General features: G+C 55.1%; 20 protein-coding genes and 5 tRNA genes. 9 read left to right on the plus strand and 16 right to left on the minus strand.

The features are described from left to right. From ACOT1A_RS09210 to ACOT1A_RS09230, 5 genes are all read right to left on the minus strand, one after another. On the minus strand, nucleotides 1–667 hold a 667-nt coding region (locus ACOT1A_RS09210), incomplete at its 3' end, for a GTP-binding protein (RefSeq protein ID WP_421625515.1). Between the two features lie 118 nt (nucleotides 668–785). Continuing rightward, nucleotides 786–861: transfer RNA gene (locus ACOT1A_RS09215), tRNA-Thr, on the minus strand. Between the two features lie 6 nt (nucleotides 862–867). Further along, nucleotides 868–942, minus strand: a tRNA-Gly gene (locus ACOT1A_RS09220). Nucleotides 943–1,058: 116 nt separating this feature from the next. Continuing rightward, a tRNA-Tyr gene (locus ACOT1A_RS09225) sits at nucleotides 1,059–1,143 on the minus strand. Nucleotides 1,144–1,151: 8 nt separating this feature from the next. Next, nucleotides 1,152–1,227 (minus strand) — tRNA-Thr (locus tag ACOT1A_RS09230). 317 nt (nucleotides 1,228–1,544) lie between these two features. Here ACOT1A_RS09230 and coaA point away from each other — a divergent pair. Beyond that, nucleotides 1,545–2,495, plus strand: a complete 951-nt coding sequence (gene coaA / locus ACOT1A_RS09235) for a type I pantothenate kinase (protein WP_032622068.1) — start codon at nucleotides 1,545–1,547, stop codon at nucleotides 2,493–2,495. 44 nt (nucleotides 2,496–2,539) lie between these two features. Here coaA and dppF read toward each other — a convergent pair whose 3' ends face one another. From dppF to ACOT1A_RS09280, 9 genes are all read right to left on the minus strand, one after another. Then, entirely contained in the window at nucleotides 2,540–3,538 is a 999-nt protein-coding gene (gene dppF, locus ACOT1A_RS09240) for a dipeptide ABC transporter ATP-binding subunit DppF (protein WP_022646698.1), read from the minus strand. Next, nucleotides 3,535–4,518, minus strand: a complete 984-nt coding sequence (gene dppD / locus ACOT1A_RS09245) for a dipeptide ABC transporter ATP-binding protein (RefSeq protein WP_010426220.1) — start codon at nucleotides 4,516–4,518, stop codon at nucleotides 3,535–3,537. The genes dppF and dppD overlap by 4 nt, the downstream gene beginning before the upstream one ends. A 10-nt stretch (nucleotides 4,519–4,528) precedes the next feature. Next, on the minus strand, nucleotides 4,529–5,431 hold the full coding sequence (gene dppC / locus ACOT1A_RS09250) for a dipeptide ABC transporter permease DppC (RefSeq protein WP_022646697.1): 903 nt from the start codon (nucleotides 5,429–5,431) through the stop codon (nucleotides 4,529–4,531). Between the two features lie 9 nt (nucleotides 5,432–5,440). After that, the gene (gene dppB, locus ACOT1A_RS09255; RefSeq protein WP_022646696.1) at nucleotides 5,441–6,460 is read right to left on the minus strand and encodes a dipeptide ABC transporter permease DppB; all 1,020 of its coding nucleotides are present in this window, start codon (nucleotides 6,458–6,460) and stop codon (nucleotides 5,441–5,443) included. Nucleotides 6,461–6,621: 161 nt separating this feature from the next. Continuing rightward, entirely contained in the window at nucleotides 6,622–8,229 is a 1,608-nt protein-coding gene (gene dppA / locus ACOT1A_RS09260; RefSeq protein ID WP_022646695.1) for a dipeptide ABC transporter periplasmic-binding protein DppA, read from the minus strand. Between the two features lie 621 nt (nucleotides 8,230–8,850). Continuing rightward, nucleotides 8,851–8,927, minus strand: a tRNA-Pro gene (locus tag ACOT1A_RS09265). 91 nt (nucleotides 8,928–9,018) lie between these two features. After that, entirely contained in the window at nucleotides 9,019–10,713 is a 1,695-nt protein-coding gene (gene eptB / locus ACOT1A_RS09270) for a kdo(2)-lipid A phosphoethanolamine 7''-transferase (RefSeq protein ID WP_022646694.1), read from the minus strand. A gap of 239 nt (nucleotides 10,714–10,952) precedes the next feature. Beyond that, nucleotides 10,953–12,155 (minus strand): L-lactate MFS transporter, encoded by a 1,203-nt coding sequence (locus ACOT1A_RS09275; protein ID WP_023299065.1) that lies wholly within the window; start codon nucleotides 12,153–12,155, stop codon nucleotides 10,953–10,955. Between the two features lie 236 nt (nucleotides 12,156–12,391). Beyond that, nucleotides 12,392–12,934 carry a lipase gene (locus ACOT1A_RS09280; RefSeq protein ID WP_023299064.1) on the minus strand — a complete coding sequence of 181 codons (543 nt, stop codon included), beginning with the start codon at nucleotides 12,932–12,934 and terminating at the stop codon, nucleotides 12,392–12,394. A gap of 160 nt (nucleotides 12,935–13,094) precedes the next feature. Here ACOT1A_RS09280 and tag point away from each other — a divergent pair, with 160 nt between their 5' ends. Next, nucleotides 13,095–13,676, plus strand: a complete 582-nt coding sequence (gene tag / locus ACOT1A_RS09285) for a DNA-3-methyladenine glycosylase I (RefSeq protein ID WP_105322902.1) — start codon at nucleotides 13,095–13,097, stop codon at nucleotides 13,674–13,676. Next, the gene (locus tag ACOT1A_RS09290) at nucleotides 13,654–14,094 is read left to right on the plus strand and encodes an N-acetyltransferase (RefSeq protein WP_022646690.1); all 441 of its coding nucleotides are present in this window, start codon (nucleotides 13,654–13,656) and stop codon (nucleotides 14,092–14,094) included. Before tag ends, ACOT1A_RS09290 begins: the two co-directional genes overlap by 23 nt. Here ACOT1A_RS09290 and ACOT1A_RS09295 read toward each other — a convergent pair. Beyond that, nucleotides 14,063–16,432: a molybdopterin guanine dinucleotide-containing S/N-oxide reductase gene (locus ACOT1A_RS09295; RefSeq protein WP_105322901.1), complete on the minus strand. Its 2,370-nt coding sequence runs from the start codon at nucleotides 16,430–16,432 to the stop codon at nucleotides 14,063–14,065. The genes ACOT1A_RS09290 and ACOT1A_RS09295 overlap by 32 nt on opposite strands. Before the next feature lie 122 nt (nucleotides 16,433–16,554). Between ACOT1A_RS09295 and ACOT1A_RS09300 the strand changes: the two genes are divergently transcribed. From ACOT1A_RS09300 to ghrB, 6 genes are all read left to right on the plus strand, one after another. Then, nucleotides 16,555–17,217 carry an OmpA family lipoprotein gene (locus ACOT1A_RS09300; RefSeq protein ID WP_022646688.1) on the plus strand — a complete coding sequence of 221 codons (663 nt, stop codon included), beginning with the start codon at nucleotides 16,555–16,557 and terminating at the stop codon, nucleotides 17,215–17,217. 157 nt (nucleotides 17,218–17,374) lie between these two features. Next, a complete protein-coding gene (locus ACOT1A_RS09305) occupies nucleotides 17,375–18,391 on the plus strand; it encodes a LacI family DNA-binding transcriptional regulator (protein ID WP_105322900.1) in 1,017 nt (338 codons plus the stop codon). A 102-nt stretch (nucleotides 18,392–18,493) separates the two neighbouring features. After that, complete coding sequence (locus tag ACOT1A_RS09310) at nucleotides 18,494–19,243, plus strand: sugar phosphate isomerase/epimerase family protein (RefSeq protein ID WP_105322899.1); 750 nt, start codon at nucleotides 18,494–18,496, stop codon at nucleotides 19,241–19,243. A gap of 3 nt (nucleotides 19,244–19,246) precedes the next feature. Further along, nucleotides 19,247–20,185, plus strand: coding sequence for a sugar kinase (locus tag ACOT1A_RS09315; RefSeq protein ID WP_105322898.1), 939 nt, complete (start codon nucleotides 19,247–19,249; stop codon nucleotides 20,183–20,185). 117 nt (nucleotides 20,186–20,302) lie between these two features. Then, nucleotides 20,303–21,583, plus strand: a complete 1,281-nt coding sequence (locus ACOT1A_RS09320) for an MFS transporter (RefSeq protein WP_001089079.1) — start codon at nucleotides 20,303–20,305, stop codon at nucleotides 21,581–21,583. A 26-nt stretch (nucleotides 21,584–21,609) separates the two neighbouring features. Continuing rightward, the gene (gene ghrB / locus ACOT1A_RS09325) at nucleotides 21,610–22,584 is read left to right on the plus strand and encodes a glyoxylate/hydroxypyruvate reductase GhrB (protein ID WP_022646684.1); all 975 of its coding nucleotides are present in this window, start codon (nucleotides 21,610–21,612) and stop codon (nucleotides 22,582–22,584) included. Nucleotides 22,585–22,642: 58 nt separating this feature from the next. Here ghrB and cspE read toward each other — a convergent pair whose 3' ends face one another. Then, nucleotides 22,643–22,855: a transcription antiterminator/RNA stability regulator CspE gene (gene cspE, locus ACOT1A_RS09330; protein ID WP_003860775.1), complete on the minus strand. Its 213-nt coding sequence runs from the start codon at nucleotides 22,853–22,855 to the stop codon at nucleotides 22,643–22,645. Between the last annotated feature and the right edge of the window lie 66 nt (nucleotides 22,856–22,921).

Here is a 22,921-nt window from a genome sequence, read left to right on the forward strand (position 1 = left end):
CGGAGATGGAGAATACGTCTTCGATTGGCAGCAGGAATGGCTTGTCAATCGCACGCTCTGGTTCTGGGATGTAAGAATCCAGGAAGCCAGCCAGTTCGATGATTTTCGCTTCCCACTCTGCGTCGCCTTCCAGCGCTTTCAGCGCGGAACCACGAACGATTGGGGTATCGTCGCCTGGGAAATCGTACTGAGACAGCAGTTCACGAACTTCCATCTCTACCAGTTCCAGCAGCTCTTCGTCATCAACCATGTCGCATTTGTTCAGGAACACGATGATGAAAGGAACGCCTACCTGACGACCCAGCAGGATGTGCTCACGAGTCTGAGGCATAGGGCCGTCAGTCGCAGCAACAACCAGGATCGCGCCGTCCATCTGCGCAGCACCGGTGATCATGTTTTTAACATAGTCGGCGTGGCCTGGGCAGTCTACGTGTGCGTAGTGGCGAGTCGGGGTGTCATACTCAACGTGAGAGGTGTTGATGGTGATACCACGAGCTTTTTCTTCTGGTGCGTTATCGATCTGATCGAAAGCACGAGCAGCACCGCCGTAGGTTTTAGCCAGTACGGTAGTGATTGCAGCGGTCAGCGTTGTTTTACCATGGTCAACGTGGCCGATAGTACCGACGTTAACGTGCGGTTTTGTACGTTCAAACTTTTCTTTAGACATCGATTGTCCCTCTAAGACACGGATAAATCGGTGATATCACCACATCAACCAGGCGAAAATGCCTGAACTGTTGAATACATTTACATTGAAACAGAGAGAAAGGGAGGGAGAAGTGAAGTGGTGCTGATACCCAGAGTCGAACTGGGGACCTCACCCTTACCAAGGGTGCGCTCTACCAACTGAGCCATATCAGCACGTATTGGAGCGGGCAGCGGGAATCGAACCCGCATCATCAGCTTGGAAGGCTGAGGTAATAGCCATTATACGATGCCCGCATCCTGAAACTCGGCTACCCAGTTCTTTCTGTAACAAAAAAAGAGATTTCTCTCTTTTCTGTTCGAGCTGGTCAATTTTTCCAACCAGCTCCGGCGGCGTTGACGCTGCCAGAAAGTGGTGGTGGGGGAAGGATTCGAACCTTCGAAGTCTGTGACGGCAGATTTACAGTCTGCTCCCTTTGGCCGCTCGGGAACCCCACCGGACTTGATGGTGCCGACTACCGGAATCGAACTGGTGACCTACTGATTACAAGTCAGTTGCTCTACCTACTGAGCTAAGTCGGCATCAAGTAGCGCGCATTCTATGGAGACCTGCGCAGTCATGCAACTAAAAAATTGCATAAAACGTTCTTTCGCTCACATTTTATTCGAAACCAGGGCTAACCGCTGTAAATTCATCCGCTCGCGATTAAAAATCCAACATGAACGCCTGATTTCGGCACGCTATAGCCCCGGGTGATGCCTGCCCGGTTAAGCATCGCTTTCCCATATTTTTTCTTATTATTCCTCTCATCTGGTGTTAACCTCCTGCCCATTGTCCAAAATTAACTATGTGATGAGCCCGCACCCGCCGTTTCGTGATGGTTCACAGAAGCATGCTTATGAGCAAAAAAGAGCAAACGTTAATGACGCCCTATCTTCAGTTTAACCGTAGCCAGTGGGCAGCCCTGCGTGACTCCGTCCCTATGACACTGACGGAAGGTGAAATCGCACGGCTAAAAGGGATAAACGAAGATCTCTCCCTGGAAGAGGTGGCAGAAATCTATCTCCCCCTCTCTCGCTTGCTTAACTTTTATATCAGCTCCAACTTGCGTCGTCAGGCCGTACTGGAACAGTTCCTCGGCACGAACGGTCAACGTATTCCTTATATCATCAGTATTGCGGGCAGCGTGGCAGTGGGTAAAAGTACCACCGCGCGCGTGCTACAGGCGCTGCTGAGCCGCTGGCCGGAACACCGCAGCGTGGAGCTGATCACCACCGACGGCTTCCTGCATCCCAATGAGGTGTTGAAAGAACGCGGCCTGATGAAGAAGAAGGGCTTCCCGCTCTCTTATGATATGCACCGCCTGGTAAAGTTTGTCTCTGATTTAAAATCGGGCGTGCCGAACGTTACCGCACCGGTCTACTCGCATCTGATCTACGACCGCATCCCGGATGGTGACAAAACGGTGGTGCAGCCCGACATCCTGATTCTGGAGGGCTTAAACGTACTGCAAAGCGGGATGGATTACCCTCACGATCCGCATCACGTGTTTGTCTCTGACTTCGTCGATTTCTCAATTTATGTGGATGCGCCTGAAGATCTGTTGCAACGCTGGTATATCAACCGCTTCCTGAAGTTCCGTGAAGGGGCGTTCACCGACCCGGATTCTTACTTCCACAACTACGCTCAGCTCTCTGAAGAAGAGGCTATCAACGTGGCGACCGGGCTGTGGAATGAGATCAACTACGTCAACCTCAAAGAGAACATCCTGCCGACGCGCGAACGTGCAAGCCTGATCCTCACCAAGAGTGAGAAACACGCCGTTGACCAGATTCGTTTACGGAAGTAGATCTCAGACGTAAAAAAAAACCGGCTAATCGCCGGTTTTTTCCTTTATGCATGCGGCTTTTCGCCGTTTTCATCCTGATCGACCGCGAAGCAGGCCACCAGCTGTCCGCCATAATCTTTCAGTTGTGGCTGCAACTGCGTACACGGACCGAAGCGGCGACGGCAGCGAGCGTTGAACGCACATCCCGGCGGCGGGTTAAGCGGGCTTGGTAACTCGCCGGTCAGCTTAATGCGCTCACGGCGGTCATCCGGGTTCAGTCGCGGCGTCGCAGACAGTAGTGCCTGAGTATATGGATGACGCGGGTTATTAAAGATCTGATCTTTCGTCCCCTTCTCTACGCAGCGTCCCAGATACATCACCATCACCTCATCGGCAATGTGCTCAACCACAGACAGGTCATGGGAGATGAAAACGTACGACAGCCCAAGATCCTGCTGTAAATCCATCATCAGATTCAGCACCTGCGCACGCACGGATACGTCGAGCGCCGAAACCGGTTCATCGGCAATCACCACGTCCGGGTCGAGCATCAGACCACGGGCGATGGCGATACGCTGACGTTGACCGCCAGAGAACATATGCGGATAGCGATCGTAATGCTCGGTTTTCAGGCCCACCTTCGCCATCATCGCCAGCGCTTTTTCACGACGCTGCTCTTTGCTCAGGTTGCTGTTGATCAGCAGCGGCTCTTCCAGAATCTGCCCCACTTTTTTTCGCGGGTTCAGCGAACCATACGGATTCTGGAACACAATCTGGATTTTCTGACGTCGCAGTTTCTGCGCCTGCGGATCGTGCTTGAGCAGATCCTGGCCCTGATAGTAAAGCTCGCCGCCAGTCGGAACTTCAATCATCGTTAACAGACGGCCCAGCGTGGACTTCCCACAGCCAGATTCCCCTACCACCGCCAGCGTTTTTCCGCGTTCGAGAGTAAAGGAGACACCATCCAGCGCTTTTACCAGGCGCTCAGGAGCAAAGAGGCCCTTCTTCACCGGGTAATGTTTTTTCAGGTCGATGGCCTGCAACAGCATTTGTTGCGTACTCATAGTGTTGGCCTCCCGGCATCATCGAGTGGGTAGTGGCATTTCGACTGACGTCCGTCAGCTAACAGGTTCAGCTCCGGCTCGTCGACGCGGCATTTATCCGTCGCATACGGGCAGCGCGGGTTAAGCAGACAGCCCTGAGGACGGTCATATTTACCCGGTACCACCCCCGGCAGCGAGGCCAGACGCGCTTTATCCTGCGCGAACTCCGGCAGCGCGCGCAGCAGCGCCTGCGTATAGGGATGACGCGGGGCCCGGAAGATATCGTGTGAACTCCCGGTCTCCACCACCTGGCCTGCATACATCACAATGATTTTGTGTGCCGCTTCAGCCACCAGCGCCAGATCGTGCGTAATCAGCACCAGCGCCATATTCTCTTTCTGCTGCAACTCCAGCAGTAGCTCAATAATTTGCGCCTGAATGGTCACGTCCAGCGCGGTTGTCGGTTCATCGGCAATCAGCAGTTTTGGACGACAGGCAATGGCCATCGCGATCATTACACGCTGACTCATCCCACCGGACAACTGGTGCGGATAAACGTCCAGACGCGATGCCGGATCGGGTATACCCACCTGCGTCAGCAGGTCAATAGCGCGCTGGCGACGGGTTTGCTTGTTACCGCCCTGGTGCACCTTAATGGCTTCCATAATCTGGAAACCCACGGTGTAACACGGGTTCAGACTGGTCATCGGGTCCTGGAAGATCATCGCCACTTCCGCTCCCACCAGTTGGCGGCGCTGTTTTTCGGAAATGCGCTGCAGATCCTGACCATTGAACTCCAGGCTTTCCGCCATTACGCGGCCGGGATAGTCAATCAGCCCCATGATTGCCAGTGAACTCACTGACTTACCGGAACCGGACTCCCCAACGATACCAACCACTTCGCCCTGATTTACGCTATAGCTGATGCGGTCCACAGCACGAAACGGTGTGCCTTCATCGCCGAAGTGCACCGATAATTTATCTACATTTAATAACGCCATCTCGTGCCTCTTACTGCTTCAGTTTGGGATCAAGTGCATCACGCAGACCATCACCCATCAGGTTAAATGCCAGCACCGTCAGCAGAATCGCCAGACCCGGGAAGGTGACGACCCACCAGGCGCTTTGTGCGAACTGCAACACGTCGGAGAGCATGGTGCCCCATTCCGGTGTTGGCGGCTGCGCACCCATGCCAAGGAAGCCAAGAGCGGCCATATCGAGAATGGCGTTAGAAAAACCGAGCGACGCCTGAACAATCAGCGGTGCAAGGCAGTTAGGAAGAATATTGACGAACATCTGGCGCATCGCCCCCGCACCCGCCACTCGAGATGCCGTCACATAATCGCGGTTCACCTCGACCAGCACGGCCGCACGGGTTAATCGGACATAGTGAGGAAGCGCAACGAACGTTAGCGCGAGCGCGGCATTGCCTATCGAAGGACCAAAGACCGCGACCAGCACCAGGGCCAGCAGAAGGCTTGGCAATGCCAGCATGATATCGACGATACGCATGATAACGTTATCAACGATGCCGCCGAAGTAGCCCGCCACCAGACCAAGCACAACGCCCATGATCAGCGACAACACCACCACGAGACAGCCAACCAGCAGAGAGAGGCGCGCGCCGTACATCAGACGAGACAGCACATCGCGGCCAACGTCATCAGTACCGAGCAGGTGCGTCAGGCTACCACCTTCCTGCCAGGCCGGTGGCGCGAGCAGCGCATCACGGAACTGGTCCGCGGGGTTATACGGCGCAAGGAAGTTCGCAAACACCGCAATCAGGATCATGATGGAAACATATACCAGCCCGACGACCGCGCCTTTGTTGCGCTTGAAGTAGTGCCAGAATTCCTGCATCGGCGTCATTGGCACCGGTGCGGTAACCGCTTTATTTTGAGTAACTTGTGACATGATGGCCCCTTACTTCTTATGACGAATACGCGGGTTCACCACGCCGTACAGCAAATCGACCAGCAGGTTGACGAGGATAATCATCGTCGCGACCAGCAATACACCGCCCTGCACAACCGGATAGTCACGGCGTTGCAGCGCATCAATTAGCCAGCGTCCAAGGCCTGGCCAGGAGAAGATGGTTTCGGTCAGGATCGCCCCGGCCAGCAGCGTACCGACCTGCAAACCGATAACGGTCACCACCGGCAGCATGGCGTTACGCAGGGCATGAATGATGATGACGCGCATACGGGTCAGACCTTTAGCGCGGGCAGTACGAATATAATCTTCGCCCAGCACTTCCAGCATGGAGGAACGAGTCATACGCACGATCACCGCAAGTGGGATGGTGCCAAGCACCATTGCAGGCAGGATCATGTGCGCAACCGCATCAATGAAGTTGCCCTCTTCGCCCCAGATCGCCGTATCAATCAGCATAAAGCCGGTTAACGGGTTGGTGTCGTCAAGGAAAACCATATCGCTGACACGTCCGGAGACCGGCGTCAGGTTCCACTGCACCGAGACCAGCATGATCAGCATCATGCCCCACCAGAAGATAGGCATGGAGTAGCCGGTCAGTGCCAGGCCAACGGCGGTGTGGTCGAAAATAGAGCCACGCTTAACGGCAGCCAGCACGCCGACGGGAATCCCCACCGCGGTCGCGAAGATCATGGCGCAGATGCCGAGTTCCAGCGTCGCCTGGAAACGCGGCACGAACTCGTCCCACACCGGAAGACGGCTTTTCAGTGAAATCCCTAAATCGCCGTGTAATACGCCCCAGATGTAGTGGAGGTACTGCTGCCACATCGGCTTATCAAGGCCGAGTTCAGCCAGCAGTTGCGCATGACGTTCAGGGGAGATACCACGCTCGCCCGCCATAATCATCACCGGATCACCCGGGATCATATGGACGAAGGCAAAAGTGAGAAGGGTGATACCGATAAACGTCGGGATAACCAGTCCCAGACGTCGGAGGATGAACTGCAACATAACCCGGATTCTCTCTGATGACGCACGCTCAGTAGCGTGACGTCTGTATTGCTCACAAATGTAAATTCCCTCTCCCTTCGGGAGAGGGTTAGGGTGAGGGGATGCATGCACGCCCCTCACCCCTGCCCTCTCCCACAGGGAGAGGGAGAACACCCTACTTATTATTCAACAGACACGTTTTCGAAGTGGTGTTTGCCCAGTGGATCGACCACGTAGCCCTTCACTTCTTTACGCACTGGCTCGTACACGGTGGAGTGAGCAACAATCAGCGCCGGAGCCTGATCGTGCATGACAACCTGCGCTTGCTTGTACAGTTCGATACGTTTGTTGTGATCATCGGTCGCACGCGCCGGCTGGATCAGGTCTTCAAACGGCTTGTAGCACCAGCGAGAGTAGTTGGAACCGTCTTTCGCTGCCGCACAGCTGAACAGGGTCGCGAAGAAGTTGTCCGGATCCCCGTTGTCGCCGGTCCAGCCCATCATGACCGCCTGGTGTTCGCCCGCTTTGGCGCGTTTCAGGTACTCGCCCCACTCGTAGGTCACAATTTTGGCCTGTACGCCAATCTTCGCCCAGTCAGCCTGAACCATTTCCGCCATACGACGTGCGTTCGGGTTGTAAGGACGCTGTACCGGCATCGCCCACAGCTCAACGGTGAAACCTTTATCCTGGCCCGCTTCTTTCAGCAGCGCTTTCGCTTTCTCAGGATCGTAGGTGTAGTCCTTAATGTCGTCGTTATAGCCCCACATGGTTGGTGGGATCAGGTTCTTGGCCGCAACGCCAGCGCCCTGGTAAACGGCTTTGATGATCGCTTCTTTGTTCACCGCGTAGGTCAGCGCCTGACGCACTTTCACGTCATCGAACGGTTTCTTCTCGGTGTTGAAGGAGAGATAACCCACGTTCAGGCCCGCCTGCTCCATCAGGTTGATATTTTTATCCTGCTTCATGCGCGCGATGTCAGCCGGGTTTGGATACGGCATCACCTGACATTCGTTTTTCTGCAATTTTGCGTAACGCACGGATGCGTCAGGCGTGATGGAGAAGACCAGACGGTCGATCTGCGGCTTGGTGCCCCAGTAGCCCGGGAAGGCTTTATACAGAATACGGGAATCTTTCTGGTACTGAAGCAGCTGGAACGGGCCGGTACCGATTGGGTTCAGGTCCACTTTTTCCGGCGTGCCGGCTTTCAGCATGTTGTCCGCGTACTCTTTAGAGAGAATAGAGGCGAAGTCCATCGCCAGGTCAGCGAGGAATGGCGCTTCCGGACGCGTCAGCACGAACTGAACGGTTTTATCGTCCACTTTTTTCACTTCAGCAATCAGGTCTGGCAGACCCATCCCTTCGAAGTATTCATAGCTGCCGCCAGACACTTTATGGTACGGGTTCTGGGCATTTTTTTGACGGTCGAAGGAGAACACTACGTCGTCGGCGTTAAAGTCGCGCGTAGGTTTGAATTCTTTGCTGTCCTGCCACTTCACGCCCTGACGCAGGTGGAAGGTATAGGTTTTACCGTCTTCGCTGATATCCCACTTTTCAGCCAGGCCAGGAATCACTTCCGTGGTGCCGGTTTTAAATTCAACCAGACGGTTATAGATCGGTACAGAGCTTGCGTCGTAAGTCGTACCAGAGGTAAAGAGCTGTGGGTTGAAGCCTTCCGGAGAGCCTTCAGAACAGTAAACCAGGGTTTTTGCCTGTACGCTTGCTGCGACGGTCATGGCCACCAGGCTCAGACCAAGCTTCAGCATCCCTGACTTCTTCAAGGAAATACTCATTATTGTGCTCCAATGTGATGTTTTGCTTTGTTGTGTTACGCCGCCTGACCTTTATTTATTTTTTACCCGGTCCGGTCGGTGATGCCCGAGGGCGTTAAAAGGGATAGAGAATCCTTTCAGAAGAGCGTTTGAGTTGCAGCGCAGATCCTCCCTGAAATGCCCCTCGTGCCCTACAATCTGTCAACAGAATGTGAAAACGTCAATACAGGTGGCGGGGATTTACGTGGAGTGTGAGAAACCGCAAACAAAGATTAAAAAAACTCTGAGTGCCAGTTTTCAGCAGAGAAATTTATGCTACTCGCCATGTTGCAGCACAAACCCCTCCCTATTTCGCAACACCCAGTGATTAAGTTTTATTCAGAATGGGTAAATTTTCTTACAGAATGGTGATTATCTGAGCACTAAATACCGCGAACGTTAAAACGCACAGCGAAAAATGCTGAGGTTATCCATAAGCAACGCGAAAAAAGATCAAACTATATATAAAAAAATACAATGGATTATGTCACAAAACCGCAAGCAGGCAGGGGGAAGCAGGGCTAAGGGGTATTTTGAGGACTCGGGTGGGGTAACGCGTTAATGCAAAAAGGGCTAACCTTGCGGTTAGCCCTTTTTAGAATGTGGTCGGCGAGAGAGGATTCGAACCTCCGACCCACTGGTCCCAAACCAGTTGCGCTACCAAGCTGCGCTACTCGCCGAATGCGGAGCGCATCTTACTGCTGAGGTGCGCCCTCGTCAATCCCTTATTTTCAAAAAGCCATTCAACTGGCGATATTCTCGCCAGACCAGCTACTGCGCGGCTTTTGTGGTGTTATCAGGGAGTTTACACCAGTTGTTGTTTTCGTTAATCCCACCGTTCGGTGAGGTATAGCCGAGACAGCCCATAATAGTGTCGTACAGCTCAACGTGACGGCGCGGTACCTTAATCTCTGCCTGCTGTTTCAGGTGGGCAAACATTTTGGCTTTGTCCGGGTTTTCCAGATACTTGTCCGACATCCACATGATCATCGGCACGCGGAACTGCTCTGGTGGCGCCAGCTTACGCGGCGTACCGTGTAAATGCTCTTTCTCGTTGATGGACTCGCCGTGGTCGGCCGCGTAGATCACAATCGCTTTCTTATCGCGAAGCTGGTCAATCACCCGGCTGAGGAAGGTATCCACATACAGAATCGAGTTATCATAGGCATTGATCAACTCCTGCTTGCTACAGTTCTTGTTAATGCCGACGCACTCAGGCGTCCATTTGGCGAAATCGCGCGTGTAACGCTGATAGTAGCTGTAGTGTGACCCTTTGGTATGCAGAACAATAAGGTGCTTACCCTGCGGATGGTTTTTCAGCGACTGTTCCATCTCAGAGAGCAGCAGCATGTCATCAACGTTCTTTCCGCGGTTACGCGGCTCGGCGCCAATCTGCTCGCGGTAGGCGATGTTATCCGCCATGGTGTTGGTGTAGAACCACATCTCACTTTGCATGGCGAACAGATCGGAGCTAAATCCAAGCTGCTTCAGAACAGCAAACACGTTTTGCTCTTTGAGAGTGCGCTGAGGGTTATCACTCGCACCGCCCTCGCGAACAAACATACAGCGCAACGAGAGCTTCGTGGCGGTATCGCAGGAGTAGCCGCGGTATGCCACCAGATTCTTTTCCTGCGCCAGTTTCGGGGTGGTATCGCGGTCATAACCGAGAATACCCATATGATCCCAGCGCGTCGTTTCGCCGATAACGAAGACCACGTAAGTATCATCCAGCCCGTCAGCCGGAGCCTGGTAGGTGAACTTTTTGGTCGGGTTAATCAGCGATTTCACATCGCTGGATTCGTCCGCCTGAGCCCAGGCATAAAGACCTAACGCCGACAGCCAGTTAGACGGCAGGTACGAGTTAGCCACCACGCCGCCGTAGCTTGGCATATCCACGCCTGTCGCTTTTTCGATCCGTTTTTGCTGCTTTTCCATCAGGCGAATAGGCGCCCATACCAGCAGACCCGCCAGAAGAACGACGGCGACGTTGCGGATGCGCTGTCCCCGGGTACGCAGCTGGCGTAACAGGGTGTAGCGACAGGTGTTACTCCAGATAAAGAAGAGCGGGATCAGGCAGGTCAGAATCGTCCACAGGATGAACCCTTGACCCACCACCTCTTTCGAGAGGTCGATGTCCGTGGTCATCACCGAGGCCACAATACCGTAGCCAATGACCACGTTCATGAATGTCATGTAATAGCTTGCAGCGGCGGAGATAATCACCACCAGCGAGGCCAGAATTTGCCATGTACGACGGCCAAAGAGAGAGAGCAGGCGTAACAGGAAGAAGGTCGCCAGAATTGAGCCAAACACTTCAATCGCGGCAAAAATTCCATTTCTTACAGTGAGGTGTTCGAAATAACCTTCCACTCGTCTGAACAGCACCGCGCCATTCAGAAACAAACCGATATAGACAGCCAGCATCAGACACAATCTTTGCTGGGTAAGAGACCTAATATATTTCATGCAAACAACCCTGGGGGAAGGGGTATAAAAACCCGCCGAATCTCAGTGAGAAAGCTGACAGAGTAAGTAGATGCGAGAGAAACCGTTATCAGAAACGTCTACAAGCGCGATAAGTAGACCACAGCAGGGAAGAAAAGTGGCAGCAGAGAATGTGAATCGATGAAGATTTTTACAAAATAGCAAGTCCGGAAGCGATTTAGAAATAAATAAAAGAGGCCCTGCGGCCTCTTTTCATCGCATCATACATGCGCTTCTTTATACAGTTCGCGCTGCGGCTGACGGATCGTGGTGGACAGCGCCAGCGAAATAATCAGCAAAGCGAATATCACGCAGAAGGTCACGTAGAAGCCGCCAAACAGCGAGGCAATCAGTGAACCGCAAATACTGCCGATACCGAAGCCGAGATAAATGACGCCGTAGTTTTTCGCCAGGTTGTTCAGGCCGAAGAACTCGCTCACCAGTGACGGGAAGACGGTAATAGTGCCGCCAAAGTTAAAGGCTACGCAGGCAATTGCTGCAAAGAATGTCGCCTCGTTCAGCGGAGCGAACAGCAGAGCTGCCATACCCACCAGGGAGATGACCTGCCCCAGCGTAATCACACGGATACGGGCGATTTTGTCAGACAGGATACCCAGTACCAGACGACCCGAGAGGTTAGCGATGGAGATGACCGTTACCGCGTTTGCCGCCGTCGCCGCGTCCAGTTTTACCATCCCCTGCGCGATATCTTTCGCCACACCGATGACATACAGACCGCTCATGCAGGCCGTCAGGAACATCACCGCCAGCATCCAGTACTGCGGCTTACGCATGGACTGAGCGAGGGTGAAATCGTTCTCCACCACGCCGTTAACGGTTTTCACTTCCTGCTGCGGCGCATCTTTCATCAGCGTGGCGCCGAAGAGGATCATTACCAGCACAATCACGCCCCAGATCATAAAGGTTTTCTCAAGCCCAACCGAGGCCAGCAGATGGGAGTCAATGAATTTGAACCCCAGGCTGCCCAGGCCATATGAACCAATGGCAAACGCGGAGATAAGCCCTTTACGCTCCGGGAACCACTTCACGCAGTTAGACAGCGTCAGCAGATAACCTGCGCCGTCCGCCAGACCCACCAGCACCCCGGCGCTTAGCCACAGCATCATCAGGTTGTTTGAATGTGCCGTCAGGAAGAAGCCCACGCCCAGCAGGATCCCGGAGGCCATGGTTACGCGCTTCACGCCGAAGCGCTCCTGAAGTTTGCCCGCCACGGAAGAGGAAATCGCTAATCCAAGGCTCAGCAAGCCGAAGGAGAATGCCACCTGGCTTATCGGTGCGCCGAGCTTATCGGACAGGGCGCTGTTAAACAGGCTCCAGGTATAGACCGAGCCCAGTGCGAACTGGGTAACGATGGTGCCGAAAAGCGTCAGCCAACGCGTGCGGTTATAAGTTGATGTGTTCATGGCAGTGTCCTGCAAGAGAAATTAAGGAAGTTCGCTGAGGACACGATAAACAAAACCCCAAAACGCCAGGGGTAAAACGGCACGAAATGCAGGAGATACGGAATGAAATGCCTGGAAGCGGGAATGAATGACCTTGCCGGAAAAGAAAACGCTTAAAGGTGAGTGACCACTATCACCACAGCCCGCGCCGTTATTGTATTAAATATGTTACCGCAGCGTTTAAAAAAGTAACAACCCTAAAATTTGGCGCTTAAGCCCAGGGTGTACAAATATTCTTCCTCCGACTGCTGGTTGTAGCTGATCTTCGCCCAGGGATGTAAATCACCATACTGCGTATCAACGCGCCACCCCAACGAGTTCACGCTGGCATGCCAGAGGGGATCGGTAAGCGGCTGCGTGGTAGTTACCTCACCAAATGCATTCACCGTTGCAGGGGGAGCGCCATCAGTGCGCCACGCCATGACGGGGCCGGTGGTAAAATGTCCCGCCACGGGAAAATTCCAGCCAACGCTCAGAACGGTTTCCGCATCTGAACCGGATGGGTCGTTCAGGGCAAAGCCCGCAGCATTCTGCGAATGGTTGATACGCTCCGCGAGAATATCTTCATAACGAGGTTGGTGATCGGCGTCCCATGTATAACGTTCCGTCGTATTACTTTGTGCATCTGAAACGATATATTCCTGTTGCCACGCAAAAGCGGTGTTACATATAAGCAGGCAGGCTGAGACACCCACCAGGCCAGAAGCAGCATGGCGACCACTGATTTTTTTTAACATCATCAAAGCGACTCCAGAAAGAGCCGAGTTCGGCGATATATGTCATTGTTCGAAGAGGTATTAGGGCGTATAGCCCTGTATTAACTATTGTCTCTTTAGCAAACACGTCAAGCCGGGCAGATTGAAATTTTTGCGTTTACCGTATCAGGAAGGGAGATGACCTATGCAACGTTGCGGCTGGGTAAGCCATGATCAGCTTTATATCGATTATCACGACAAGGAATGGGGCGTGCCGGAAACCGACGGTAAAAAACTGTTTGAAATGATTTGCCTTGAAGGCCAGCAGGCCGGGCTGTCGTGGATCACCGTTCTGAAAAAGCGTGAGAACTATCGCAAGGCCTTCCACCATTTCGATCCGGTTGCGGTGGCCGCCATGACCGACGAAGACGTGGAAAGGCTGGTTCTGAATACCGGTATCATCCGCCATCGCGGTAAAATTCAGGCCATTATTGGTAACGCGCGTGCTTATCTGGCGATGGAGCAAAACGGCGAACCCTTCTCAGCTTTTGTCTGGTCGTTTGTGGATAACGAGCCGAAGGTGACGCAGGCCGCCACGCTTGCAGAGATCCCAACGTCGACCCCCGCCTCAGATGCCCTGTCAAAAGCACTGAAAAAACGCGGCTTTAAGTTTGTGGGCACCACCATCTGTTACTCCTTTATGCAGGCCTGCGGGCTGGTCAATGACCATATTAAGGGCTGCTTCTGCCACCCGGAGGGCCACCATGATCCGCAAATGGCAAAGTGAGGATACCGCTCCGCTTTTGAGTCTGTGGCTGGAGAGCACCACCGAGGCGCATCCGTTTATCGACGCAAGTTACTGGCAAGCGAATGAAGCGGTAGTGCGGGATGATTACCTTCCCGCCGCCGAGACCTGGGTCTGGGAGGAAAACGGTACCCTGTGCGGTTTTATCAGCGTCATGCAGTTCCAGTTCGTGGGGGCGTTGTTTGTCGCCCCGGCGTTCATCGGAAGGGGGATCGGGCGTGCGCTGCTGAACTATGTTCAGCAGCACTACCCGTATTTAACCCTGGAGGTGTATCAGAAAAACGTGCGGGCGGTGAATTTCTATCATGCTCAGGGTTTTCGCATCGAAGACAGCGCCTGGCAGGATGATACCCAACACCCGACGTGGATCATGAGCTGGCAGGCGGATCAAATGCCGTAAGGGGAAGCGCCGGTCCCTCATATTTCTCCACCCATGCCAGCGCCGTATTCCCCGCACAGCCATTCCCCAGCTTCGAGCTGGGGAGATCTTTGGTCAGGACGTTTACGGCGCCGTTCTTACAAATACCGCCCTCGTCCAGCGCCAGATCCGGCCATGCTCCCTGATGAATGCAGAACACGCCTGGGCGGATCCCGTCACTCACCACGGCGCCAGCCAGCACCTGCCCGCGTGCGTTCCAGACGCGAACGAGATCGCCGTCGTTAATCCCCCGCGCCTTTGCATCGTCGCTATTCAGCGCGATCGGCTCACGACCCGCCACCGCATACTGCTCGCGCAGAGCCGAATAGTTAAGCTGGCTGTGCAGACGATGGGCAGGATGGGCAGACAGCAGCTGAAGCTGCCCCGGCTGCGCATTGCCATGCCATTCGTCCGGCTCCAGCCACGCCGGGTGCGGCGGACAGTCCGCGTAGCCAAAGCTGGCGATGCGCTCGCTGTGGATCACAATCTTCCCGCTTTCGGTTTTTAACGGGTTATTCTCCGGATCGCGACGGAAGTCAGCAAAGCGCACAAACCGCGCGTTCTGCTCGCTTTCCGGCATTTCGAAGAGTTGATTCGCTTCCCAGAATTCAGAAAATGGCGGCAGCGTCACGCCCTGCGCAGCCCCGCGCTGGCAGGCAATCTGGTAAAACGTTTCCAGCCATTGCAGATCCGTTTTGCCCTCGGTGAAACGCTCCCGTCCGCCCGCTTCCCATAATTCACTCAGGTCAGCAAAGACGTCATAATCATCCCGCGCTTCATCCCGGGGAGCCACGACGCGCTTCATCGGTACCATATGCTGGTTGCTGTAATCCCCCGTCATGGTGAGATCGTTACGCTCGAACGAGGTCGTGGCGGGCAAAACGATATCGGCATGTTTCGCTGACGCGGTCCAGAAGCACTCCGAGATCACCACCAGCTCCGGTTTCTGCCAGGCGCGGATCAGGCGGTTGGTATCCTGGTGATGGGTGAAGTTGGCCCCACCCGCCCACCAGACAAACTTAATATCCGGGAAATGGCGATCCTGACCGTTGTGCTGATAAAACCCGCCGGGGTTCTCCAGAGCTTCAACAATGCGTGCCACCGGAATTTTATCCACAGCGTCCACGCCACCCTGCACCGAGCCCTGCATGGACGCCAGCACCGCCGCTTTACGCGTCGGGTTGCCGCCGTTGGCAAAGTGATAGGAAAGGCCAAAACCGCCGCCGGGTGTGCCAATCTGCCCAAGCATCGCGGCGAGCGTCACCAGCATCCAGTGCTTCTGCTCGCCAAACTGCTGGCGCTGCATCCCCCATCCGGACATGAGCATCGTGACATGGCTATGGAATAACGCTGCCAGTTCGCGGATTTTAGCGGCATCAACGCCGCAAATCGCCGCAGCCCACTCTGCGGTTTTGGCGATACCGTCGGTTTTGCCCGTCAGATAGTCGGCAAATTTATCGAACCCCGTTGTGCAGCGCGTCAGAAATTCCGTGTCGTGCCAGCCGTTCTCCACCAGGGTGTGGGCGATACCCAGCATCATCGCCACGTCGGTGCCCATATGCGGCGCGATCCACTCGGCGCAGTCGCCGAAGAAATCAAGCGTTTCAGAACGCATCGGATCGATACAGATGATGCGCTTGCCGCTTTTGCGCAGCGCATCGAAGTAGGAAACGCCCTGCTCGTCGGACGCATTCCAGGCAATTTTAAGGGTATTGAGCGGGTTGGCGCTCCACAGCACCACCACCTCTGTATGCTCCAGCACCAGCGGCCAGCTGGTCTGCTGCTGATAAACCTCATTCCCGCCCACGACATACGGCATGATCGCCTGCGCCGCGCCGGTCGAGTAATCACCCAGATGGCCGGTATATCCTCCAGCCAGGCTCATATAGCGTTGCAGCAGGGTTGCGGCCTTATGCAGCACGCCGTTTGAGCGCCAGCCATAGGAGCCGGCAAAAATGGACGACGGGCCATAGCTGTCGCGGATGCGTTTATGCTGCGTATGGATCAGCGCCAGGGCATCGTCCCAGCTCACGCGCACGAACTCATCCTGCCCGCGAATACCTTGCGGTTTATCCGGTGACGCCAGAAAGCCTTTACGCACCATCGGCCAGCGTACGCGAGTTTTGCTATGTACCTGATCGCGAACGACGGTCTGTAAAGAGTTGAGATGGCGCGAAGGCAAAGCCCCGCGAGACGACAGCACGGTGTCGCCATCGGTTTCGACCAGCATCGGCCCCCAGTGGGCGGCGGTCAGAATGGTTTTTGTTGAGGTGCTCAAAGCGTGCGCTCCTGGTTGCGTGCAGGTATGACGGCCTTTCATTGAGGCAGTTTATCGTTTGTGACAAATTTCAGAGTTATACACTGAATTTTCTCCGTATTCGGACGTCATAATCCACTGCCACGTCCGTCGTGGCAAAGAATAAAAAGGATTAAGGAAATAAGATGAAAAAACGCGTACTCGTTATTGCCGCTCTGGTGAGCGGTGCTCTGGCTGTTTCAGGCTGCACAACCAACCCTTACACCGGCGAACGCGAAGCGGGTAAATCCGGCATTGGCGCGGGTATTGGTTCCCTGGTGGGCGCTGGCGTTGGCGCACTCTCCTCCTCCAAGAAAGATCGCGGTAAAGGTGCGCTGATTGGCGCAGCGGCAGGCGCAGCCCTGGGCGGCGGCGTGGGTTATTACATGGATGTGCAGGAAGCAAAACTCCGTGACAAAATGAAAGGTACAGGCGTGAGCGTGACGCGCAGCGGTGACAACATCATCCTGAACATGCCAAACAACGTGACCTTTGACAGCAGCAGCGCGACGCTGAAACCCGCAGGCGCGAACACCCTGACCGGCGTGGCCGCGGTGCTGAAAGAGTACAACAAAACTGCCGTGAACGTGATTGGCTACACCGACAGTACCGGCAGCCAGGATCTGAACATGCGTCTGTCGCAGCAGCGTGCCGATTCCGTGGCCAGCTCGCTGATCACCCAGGGCGTAGAAGCGAACCGCATCCGCACCAGCGGCATGGGTCCGGCTAACCCGATCGCCAGCAACAGCACGGCGGAAGGCAAAGCGCAGAACCGCCGCGTTGAGATTACGTTGAGCCCTGTGCAGTAGGTAAAAGCAAAACGGCAACCCTGTTGCCGTTTTAGTGTTTGCGCCCTCTCCCGTGGGAGAGGGTTGGGGTGAGGGCATCAGACCGCCACCCGGCAAATTGCTTGATTCGTCAGATTTTCCCGCTAAGGTATTCTCACTAATTTCAGGGAAATCAGCGATGAGCAAACCAACCCGGGCCACCATCAGCGACGTGGCGAAAGCCGCCAAAACCGGTAAAACCAGCATTTCACGCTACCTCAACGGCGAGAAACACCTGCTTTCCGATGCACTGCTGGCGCGAATTGAACAGGCCATTGCCGATCTCGACTACCGTCCCAGCCTGATGGCGCGCGGCCTCAAACGGGGTCGTACCCGTCTGATTGGCCTCATCATCGCCGATATCACCAACCCTTACTCCGTTAACGTCCTCAGCGGCATTGAGGCGGCGTGCCGTGAGAAAGGCTTTACCCCGCTGGTCTGTAACACCAATAACGAAGTTGATCAGGAGTTGCACTACCTCGATCTGCTGCGCAGCTATCAGGTGGAAGGGATCGTGGTCAATGCCGTCGGGATGCGCGAAGAGGGACTGAATCGCCTGCAACAATCGTCGCTGCCGATGGTGCTTATTGACCGCAAAATCCCGGAATTTGCCTGCGATGTGGTCGGGCTGGATAACACCCAGGCGGCCACCACTGCCACCGAACATCTGATTGAACAGGGCTTCGAAGCCATTTTATTCCTGAGCGAACCGCTGGGTATGGTTAACACCCGCCGCGACCGCCTGGCTGCATTTCGTGCCACGCTGGCGCGATATCCCGGCATGATCGCCGAGAATGCCGAAATCCCCCTGCATGAAGCCGGGCAGCTGGATAATACCCTGCGCCAGTTCCATACCCGCCATCGGGGTATGCGCAAAGCGGTGATCTCCGCGAACGGGGCGCTGACGCTTCAGGTTGCCCGCTCGCTTAAACGCATTGACCTGCACTGGGGCAGCGACATCGGCTTACTCGGCTTTGATGAACTGGAGTGGGCAGAACTTGCTGGCGTAGGCATCACCACCCTCAAACAACCCACCTGGCAGATCGGCTATGCCGCGGTTGAACAAGTGGTTCGCCGCATTGAAGGCACCCGCGACGCCGTACGCGAGCAGGTGTTTTCCGGCGAGCTGATCGTTCGCGGCTCTACTGCCCGTTAATTTCCCCTTCGTGACAGCGATCATAAATTCAGCATCCCGATCTTTTCTTTGGAACCGGTTCCATCTAGCGTAATACTATCGATTACGCTCTGGAGTCAGGAAATGAGCAGGAAAATTATGGTGGTCACCGCCGCGTATGGTGCGGATCAGGTGCGACAGGCAGGCGGTCAACGGGCAATGCTTCCCGTTATTGCCGGCGCGGGAGCTGATGGCGTTGAAATCCGCCGCGAGCTCTTCAGCAACGACGAGTTAATGGCCCTGCCTGCGCTCGGCGAGTCCATTGAACTGCTGGGTTTACTGGCGTGCTACTCCGCCCCGGCCCCCCTGTTTATGCCCGATGGCACCCTCAACACAGATCTCCCGCGCTACCTTAGCGAAGCCAGCGCCCTAAACGCGCTGTGGCTTAAAGTCTCGCTGGGTCATTTCAGCGACAAACAGCCGCTTGAAGCCCTGCGCGCACTGCTGGATGAAAGCGGCATGACGCTGGTGGTGGAAAACGACCAGACCGACTGCGGTCAGCTCGCTCCGATGCAGCGCTTCAAAGCCGCCTGCCGGGTAATGGCGCTGCCGGTCACGCTGACGTTCGATATGGGCAACTGGCTGTGGGTTGGCGACTCCCCGGAAGAGGCTGCACGTCAGTTGGCTCCCGCCGTGAGCTACATTCATGTGAAGGCCGCGATCCCGCATAAGGCGCAATTCCGCGCCGTCGCGCCGGATCAGACCGATTCTCGCTGGCGGGATCTGCTTAATCAACTCCCTGCCGATGCGCCACGCGGTATCGAATTTCCGCTGGAAGGGACGGATCTCACCGCCGTCACCCGCCATTACGTCAACCTGCTGCGCGAGGAGTAAACCATGCACAAGACGCTGGATGTCATCACCATCGGCGAGGCCATGGCGATGTTTGTCGCCACCGAAACAGGCGAGCTGAGCGCAGTGGAGCACTTTATCAAACGCGTTGCAGGTGCTGAGCTGAATGTTGCTACCGGCCTTGCGCGGCTGGGGCTGAATGTTGGCTGGGTAAGCCGCGTGGGAAATGACAGCTTTGGCCATTTCGTACTCGACTCGCTGAAAAAAGAGGGCATTGATGGCGCAGGCGTGACTCTCGACGGACGCTTCCCGACGGGCTTTCAGCTGAAATCTAAAGTTGAAAATGGAACCGATCCCATCGTGGAGTATTTCCGTAAAGGCTCAGCGGCAAGCCATCTCTCCGTGGATGATTATCACGCCGCGTATTTCTCCTCTGCGCGCCACCTGCACCTGAGCGGCGTGGCGGCGGCACTCTCGGCCAGTTCGTACGATTTACTCGATCATGCCGCTTCGGCAATGAAAGCGCAGGGCAAAACGATCTCCTTTGATCCGAACCTGCGTCCGGTGCTGTGGAAAAGCGAAGCGGAGATGGTTGAGAAACTCAACCGACTGGCGTTTCAGGCGGACTGGGTACTGCCGGGGGTAAAAGAGGGAATGATCCTCACTGGCGAGAGCACGCCGGAAGGCATTGCTGATTTTTACCTCAACAAAGGAGTAAAAGCCGTGGTGCTGAAAACCGGTGCTGACGGTGCATGGTTCAAAACTGCCGACGGCGAGCAAGGCGCCGTCGCTGCGGTAAAAGTCGACAACGTGGTCGATACCGTGGGTGCGGGCGATGGGTTTGCCGTCGGGATCATCAGCGCCCTGCTGGAGGGCAAACCGCTGTCGCAGGCCGTGGCGCGAGGCAACAAAATTGGTTCGCTGGCGATTCAGGTGCAGGGCGACAGCGAAGGATTACCAACACGAGCAGAGCTCGGAATCTGAATTCCCCCTCCCTGTGGGAGAGGGCCAGGGTGAGGGCAGCAATCCGCACCAGATAATTAAGCCACCGTGTACCCTACAGACAACGGCGGCAACAACCTCAACAACAGAGGCAAGCCTATGAACAGTTCGACCAATGCAGTAAAACGCTGGTGGTACATCATGCCAATCGTGTTTATCACGTACAGCCTGGCGTACCTGGATCGTGCCAACTTCAGTTTTGCATCCGCCGCCGGGATCAACGAAGACCTCGGGATCACCAAAGGGGTTTCCTCCCTGCTGGGCGCCCTCTTCTTCCTGGGTTATTTCTTCTTCCAGATCCCCGGCGCGATTTACGCTGAACGCCGCAGCGTGCGAAAGCTCATTTTCATCTGCCTTATCTTATGGGGTGCCTGTGCATCGCTTACTGGCGTGGTGAATAACATTCCTGCTCTGGCGGCTATTCGCTTTATTCTCGGCGTGGTTGAGGCGGCCGTCATGCCAGCAATGCTGATTTACATCAGCAACTGGTTCACAAAATCTGAGCGTTCACGTGCCAATACGTTCCTGATACTCGGTAACCCGGTCACCGTGCTGTGGATGTCGGTGGTTTCCGGCTATCTGATCCAGTCCTTCGGCTGGCGCGAGATGTTCATCATCGAAGGGGTTCCCGCGATTATCTGGGCCTTCTGCTGGTGGGTGCTGGTGAAAGATAAGCCAGCCCAGGCAAAATGGCTTTCTGAAGACGAAAAAGCCGCACTCCAGGCGCAGCTGGATAAAGAGCAGCAAGGGTTGAAAGCGGTGCGTAACTACGGCGAAGCCTTCCGCTCCCGGAACGTTATTCTGCTATGCGCACAGTATTTTACCTGGAGTATTGGCGTGTACGGCTTTGTTCTGTGGCTGCCGTCGATTATCCGCAGCGGCGGTGAAAACCTTGGCATGGTGGAAGTGGGCTGGCTGTCATCAGTGCCTTACCTGGCTGCAACCATCGCGATGATTATCGTCTCCTGGGCATCGGACAAGCTGCAAAACCGTAAGCTGTTCGTCTGGCCACTCCTGCTGATCGCTGCTTTTGCCTTCATTGGCTCCTGGGCCGTAGGCGCGAACCACTTCTGGGCCTCGTATACGCTGCTGGTGATTGCGGGTGCGGCCATGTATGCCCCGTATGGTCCGTTCTTTGCCATCATCCCGGAAATGCTGCCGCGTAACGTCGCAGGGGGCGCGATGGCGCTGATCAACAGTATGGGTGCGCTGGGTTCGTTCTTTGGCTCGTGGTTTGTGGGCTATCTGAACGGCGCCACCGGCAGCCCTTCAGCTTCTTACATCTTTATGGGGGTGGCGCTTTTTGCCTCGGTATGGCTTACTCTGATCGTTAAGCCTGCTAATAATCAACAGCTACCCGTCGGCGCACGCCACGCCTGAATCCTTTTAAATCAACGGAGATTAGCATGAAGCCGTCCGTCATTTTGTACAAAGCACTGCCTGAAGATCTGCAAAAACGCCTGGAGGAACACTTTACCGTTACCCGGGTAAAGAACCTCAGCCCGCAAACCGTGGCACAGCACGCCGACGCGTTTGCCTGCGCCGAGGGCCTGCTGGGTTCAAGCGAAAAGGTGGATGCAGCGCTGCTGGAGAAAATGCCGAAGCTTCGTGCAACCTCAACCGTTTCTGTGGGCTACGACAATTTCGACGTGGATGCGCTTAACGCGCGCAACATCCTGCTGATGCACACGCCACATGCTCTGACGGAAACCGTCGCCGACACGCTGATGGCGCTGGTGCTCAGCACTGCTCGTCGCGTGGTGGAGGTGGCTGAGCGCGTGAAAGCGGGCGAATGGACGAAAAGCATTGGCCCGGACTGGTTCGGCGTGGACGTACATGGCAAAACGCTGGGGATTGTTGGGATGGGCCGTATCGGTCTGGCGCTGGCACAGCGCGCCCATTTCGGCTTCAACATGCCCATTCTGTATAATGCCCGCCGTCATCACGCTGAAGCTGAAGAACGTTTCAACGCCCGTTACTGCGAGCTTGATACGTTGTTGCAGGAAGCCGACTTTGTCTGCCTGATCCTGCCGCTGACGGATGAAACGCGTCATCTCATCGGCAGGGCGGCGTTTGAAAAGATGAAGAAATCGGCCATTTTCATCAACGCAGGTCGCGGCCCGGTGGTCGATGAGAAGGCGCTGATTGAGGCACTGCAAAACGGTGAGATCCACGCCGCCGGTCTGGACGTGTTTGAACAGGAGCCACTGCCGGTGGATTCTCCGCTACTGAACATGCCAAACGTCGTCGCCCTGCCCCACATCGGCTCTGCAACTCATGAAACACGCTACAACATGGCGGCGACCGCCGTGGATAACCTGATTGCCGCGCTCGGCGGTAAAGTGGATAAGAACTGCGTTAACCCGCAGATACAACAGTAGAAACGAAAAAACCCGCCAGAAGGCGGGTTTTTGAATTTTGTGCTACTGGGTTGGAAGCTTACAGGCTTACAACGTTACCAGCTGCTGGGCCTTTAGCGCCGCTTTCGATGGTGAAGGAAACTTTCTGACCTTCATCCAGAGATTTGTAGCCATCGTTCTGGATAGCAGAGAAGTGTACGAACACGTCTTTAGAGCCATCGTCAGGAGTGATGAAGCCGAAACCTTTATCAGCGTTGAACCATTTTACCAGACCAGTCATTTTAGCAGACATAGAAATTACCTTATTAACAAATATATTGTGCCTTCCGGCTTGATGGATTGCGTTACAGATTTTTAA

The organism is Enterobacter cloacae complex sp. SYL003, from assembly GCF_049236925.1.
In the GTDB taxonomy this organism is placed as follows: Bacteria; Pseudomonadota; Gammaproteobacteria; order Enterobacterales; family Enterobacteriaceae; genus Enterobacter; species Enterobacter intestinihominis.

What these genes read in the sequence shown, in the direction of transcription:
- coaA (WP_032622068.1), top strand. Translation starts at nt 1,545, where the DNA reads ATGAGCAAAAAAGAGCAAACGTTAATGACGCCCTATCTTCAGTTTAAC.
- dppF (WP_022646698.1), bottom strand. Translation starts at nt 3,538, where the DNA reads ATGAGTACGCAACAAATGCTGTTGCAGGCCATCGACCTGAAAAAACAT.
- dppD (WP_010426220.1), bottom strand. Translation starts at nt 4,518, where the DNA reads ATGGCGTTATTAAATGTAGATAAATTATCGGTGCACTTCGGCGATGAA.
- dppC (WP_022646697.1), bottom strand. Translation starts at nt 5,431, where the DNA reads ATGTCACAAGTTACTCAAAATAAAGCGGTTACCGCACCGGTGCCAATG.
- dppB (WP_022646696.1), bottom strand. Translation starts at nt 6,460, where the DNA reads ATGTTGCAGTTCATCCTCCGACGTCTGGGACTGGTTATCCCGACGTTT.
- dppA (WP_022646695.1), bottom strand. Translation starts at nt 8,229, where the DNA reads ATGAGTATTTCCTTGAAGAAGTCAGGGATGCTGAAGCTTGGTCTGAGC.
- eptB (WP_022646694.1), bottom strand. Translation starts at nt 10,713, where the DNA reads ATGAAATATATTAGGTCTCTTACCCAGCAAAGATTGTGTCTGATGCTG.
- ACOT1A_RS09275 (WP_023299065.1), bottom strand. Translation starts at nt 12,155, where the DNA reads ATGAACACATCAACTTATAACCGCACGCGTTGGCTGACGCTTTTCGGC.
- ACOT1A_RS09280 (WP_023299064.1), bottom strand. Translation starts at nt 12,934, where the DNA reads ATGATGTTAAAAAAAATCAGTGGTCGCCATGCTGCTTCTGGCCTGGTG.
- tag (WP_105322902.1), top strand. Translation starts at nt 13,095, where the DNA reads ATGCAACGTTGCGGCTGGGTAAGCCATGATCAGCTTTATATCGATTAT.
- ACOT1A_RS09290 (WP_022646690.1), top strand. Translation starts at nt 13,654, where the DNA reads ATGATCCGCAAATGGCAAAGTGAGGATACCGCTCCGCTTTTGAGTCTG.
- ACOT1A_RS09295 (WP_105322901.1), bottom strand. Translation starts at nt 16,432, where the DNA reads ATGAAAGGCCGTCATACCTGCACGCAACCAGGAGCGCACGCTTTGAGC.
- ACOT1A_RS09300 (WP_022646688.1), top strand. Translation starts at nt 16,555, where the DNA reads ATGAAAAAACGCGTACTCGTTATTGCCGCTCTGGTGAGCGGTGCTCTG.
- ACOT1A_RS09305 (WP_105322900.1), top strand. Translation starts at nt 17,375, where the DNA reads ATGAGCAAACCAACCCGGGCCACCATCAGCGACGTGGCGAAAGCCGCC.
- ACOT1A_RS09310 (WP_105322899.1), top strand. Translation starts at nt 18,494, where the DNA reads ATGAGCAGGAAAATTATGGTGGTCACCGCCGCGTATGGTGCGGATCAG.
- ACOT1A_RS09315 (WP_105322898.1), top strand. Translation starts at nt 19,247, where the DNA reads ATGCACAAGACGCTGGATGTCATCACCATCGGCGAGGCCATGGCGATG.
- ACOT1A_RS09320 (WP_001089079.1), top strand. Translation starts at nt 20,303, where the DNA reads ATGAACAGTTCGACCAATGCAGTAAAACGCTGGTGGTACATCATGCCA.
- ghrB (WP_022646684.1), top strand. Translation starts at nt 21,610, where the DNA reads ATGAAGCCGTCCGTCATTTTGTACAAAGCACTGCCTGAAGATCTGCAA.
- cspE (WP_003860775.1), bottom strand. Translation starts at nt 22,855, where the DNA reads ATGTCTGCTAAAATGACTGGTCTGGTAAAATGGTTCAACGCTGATAAA.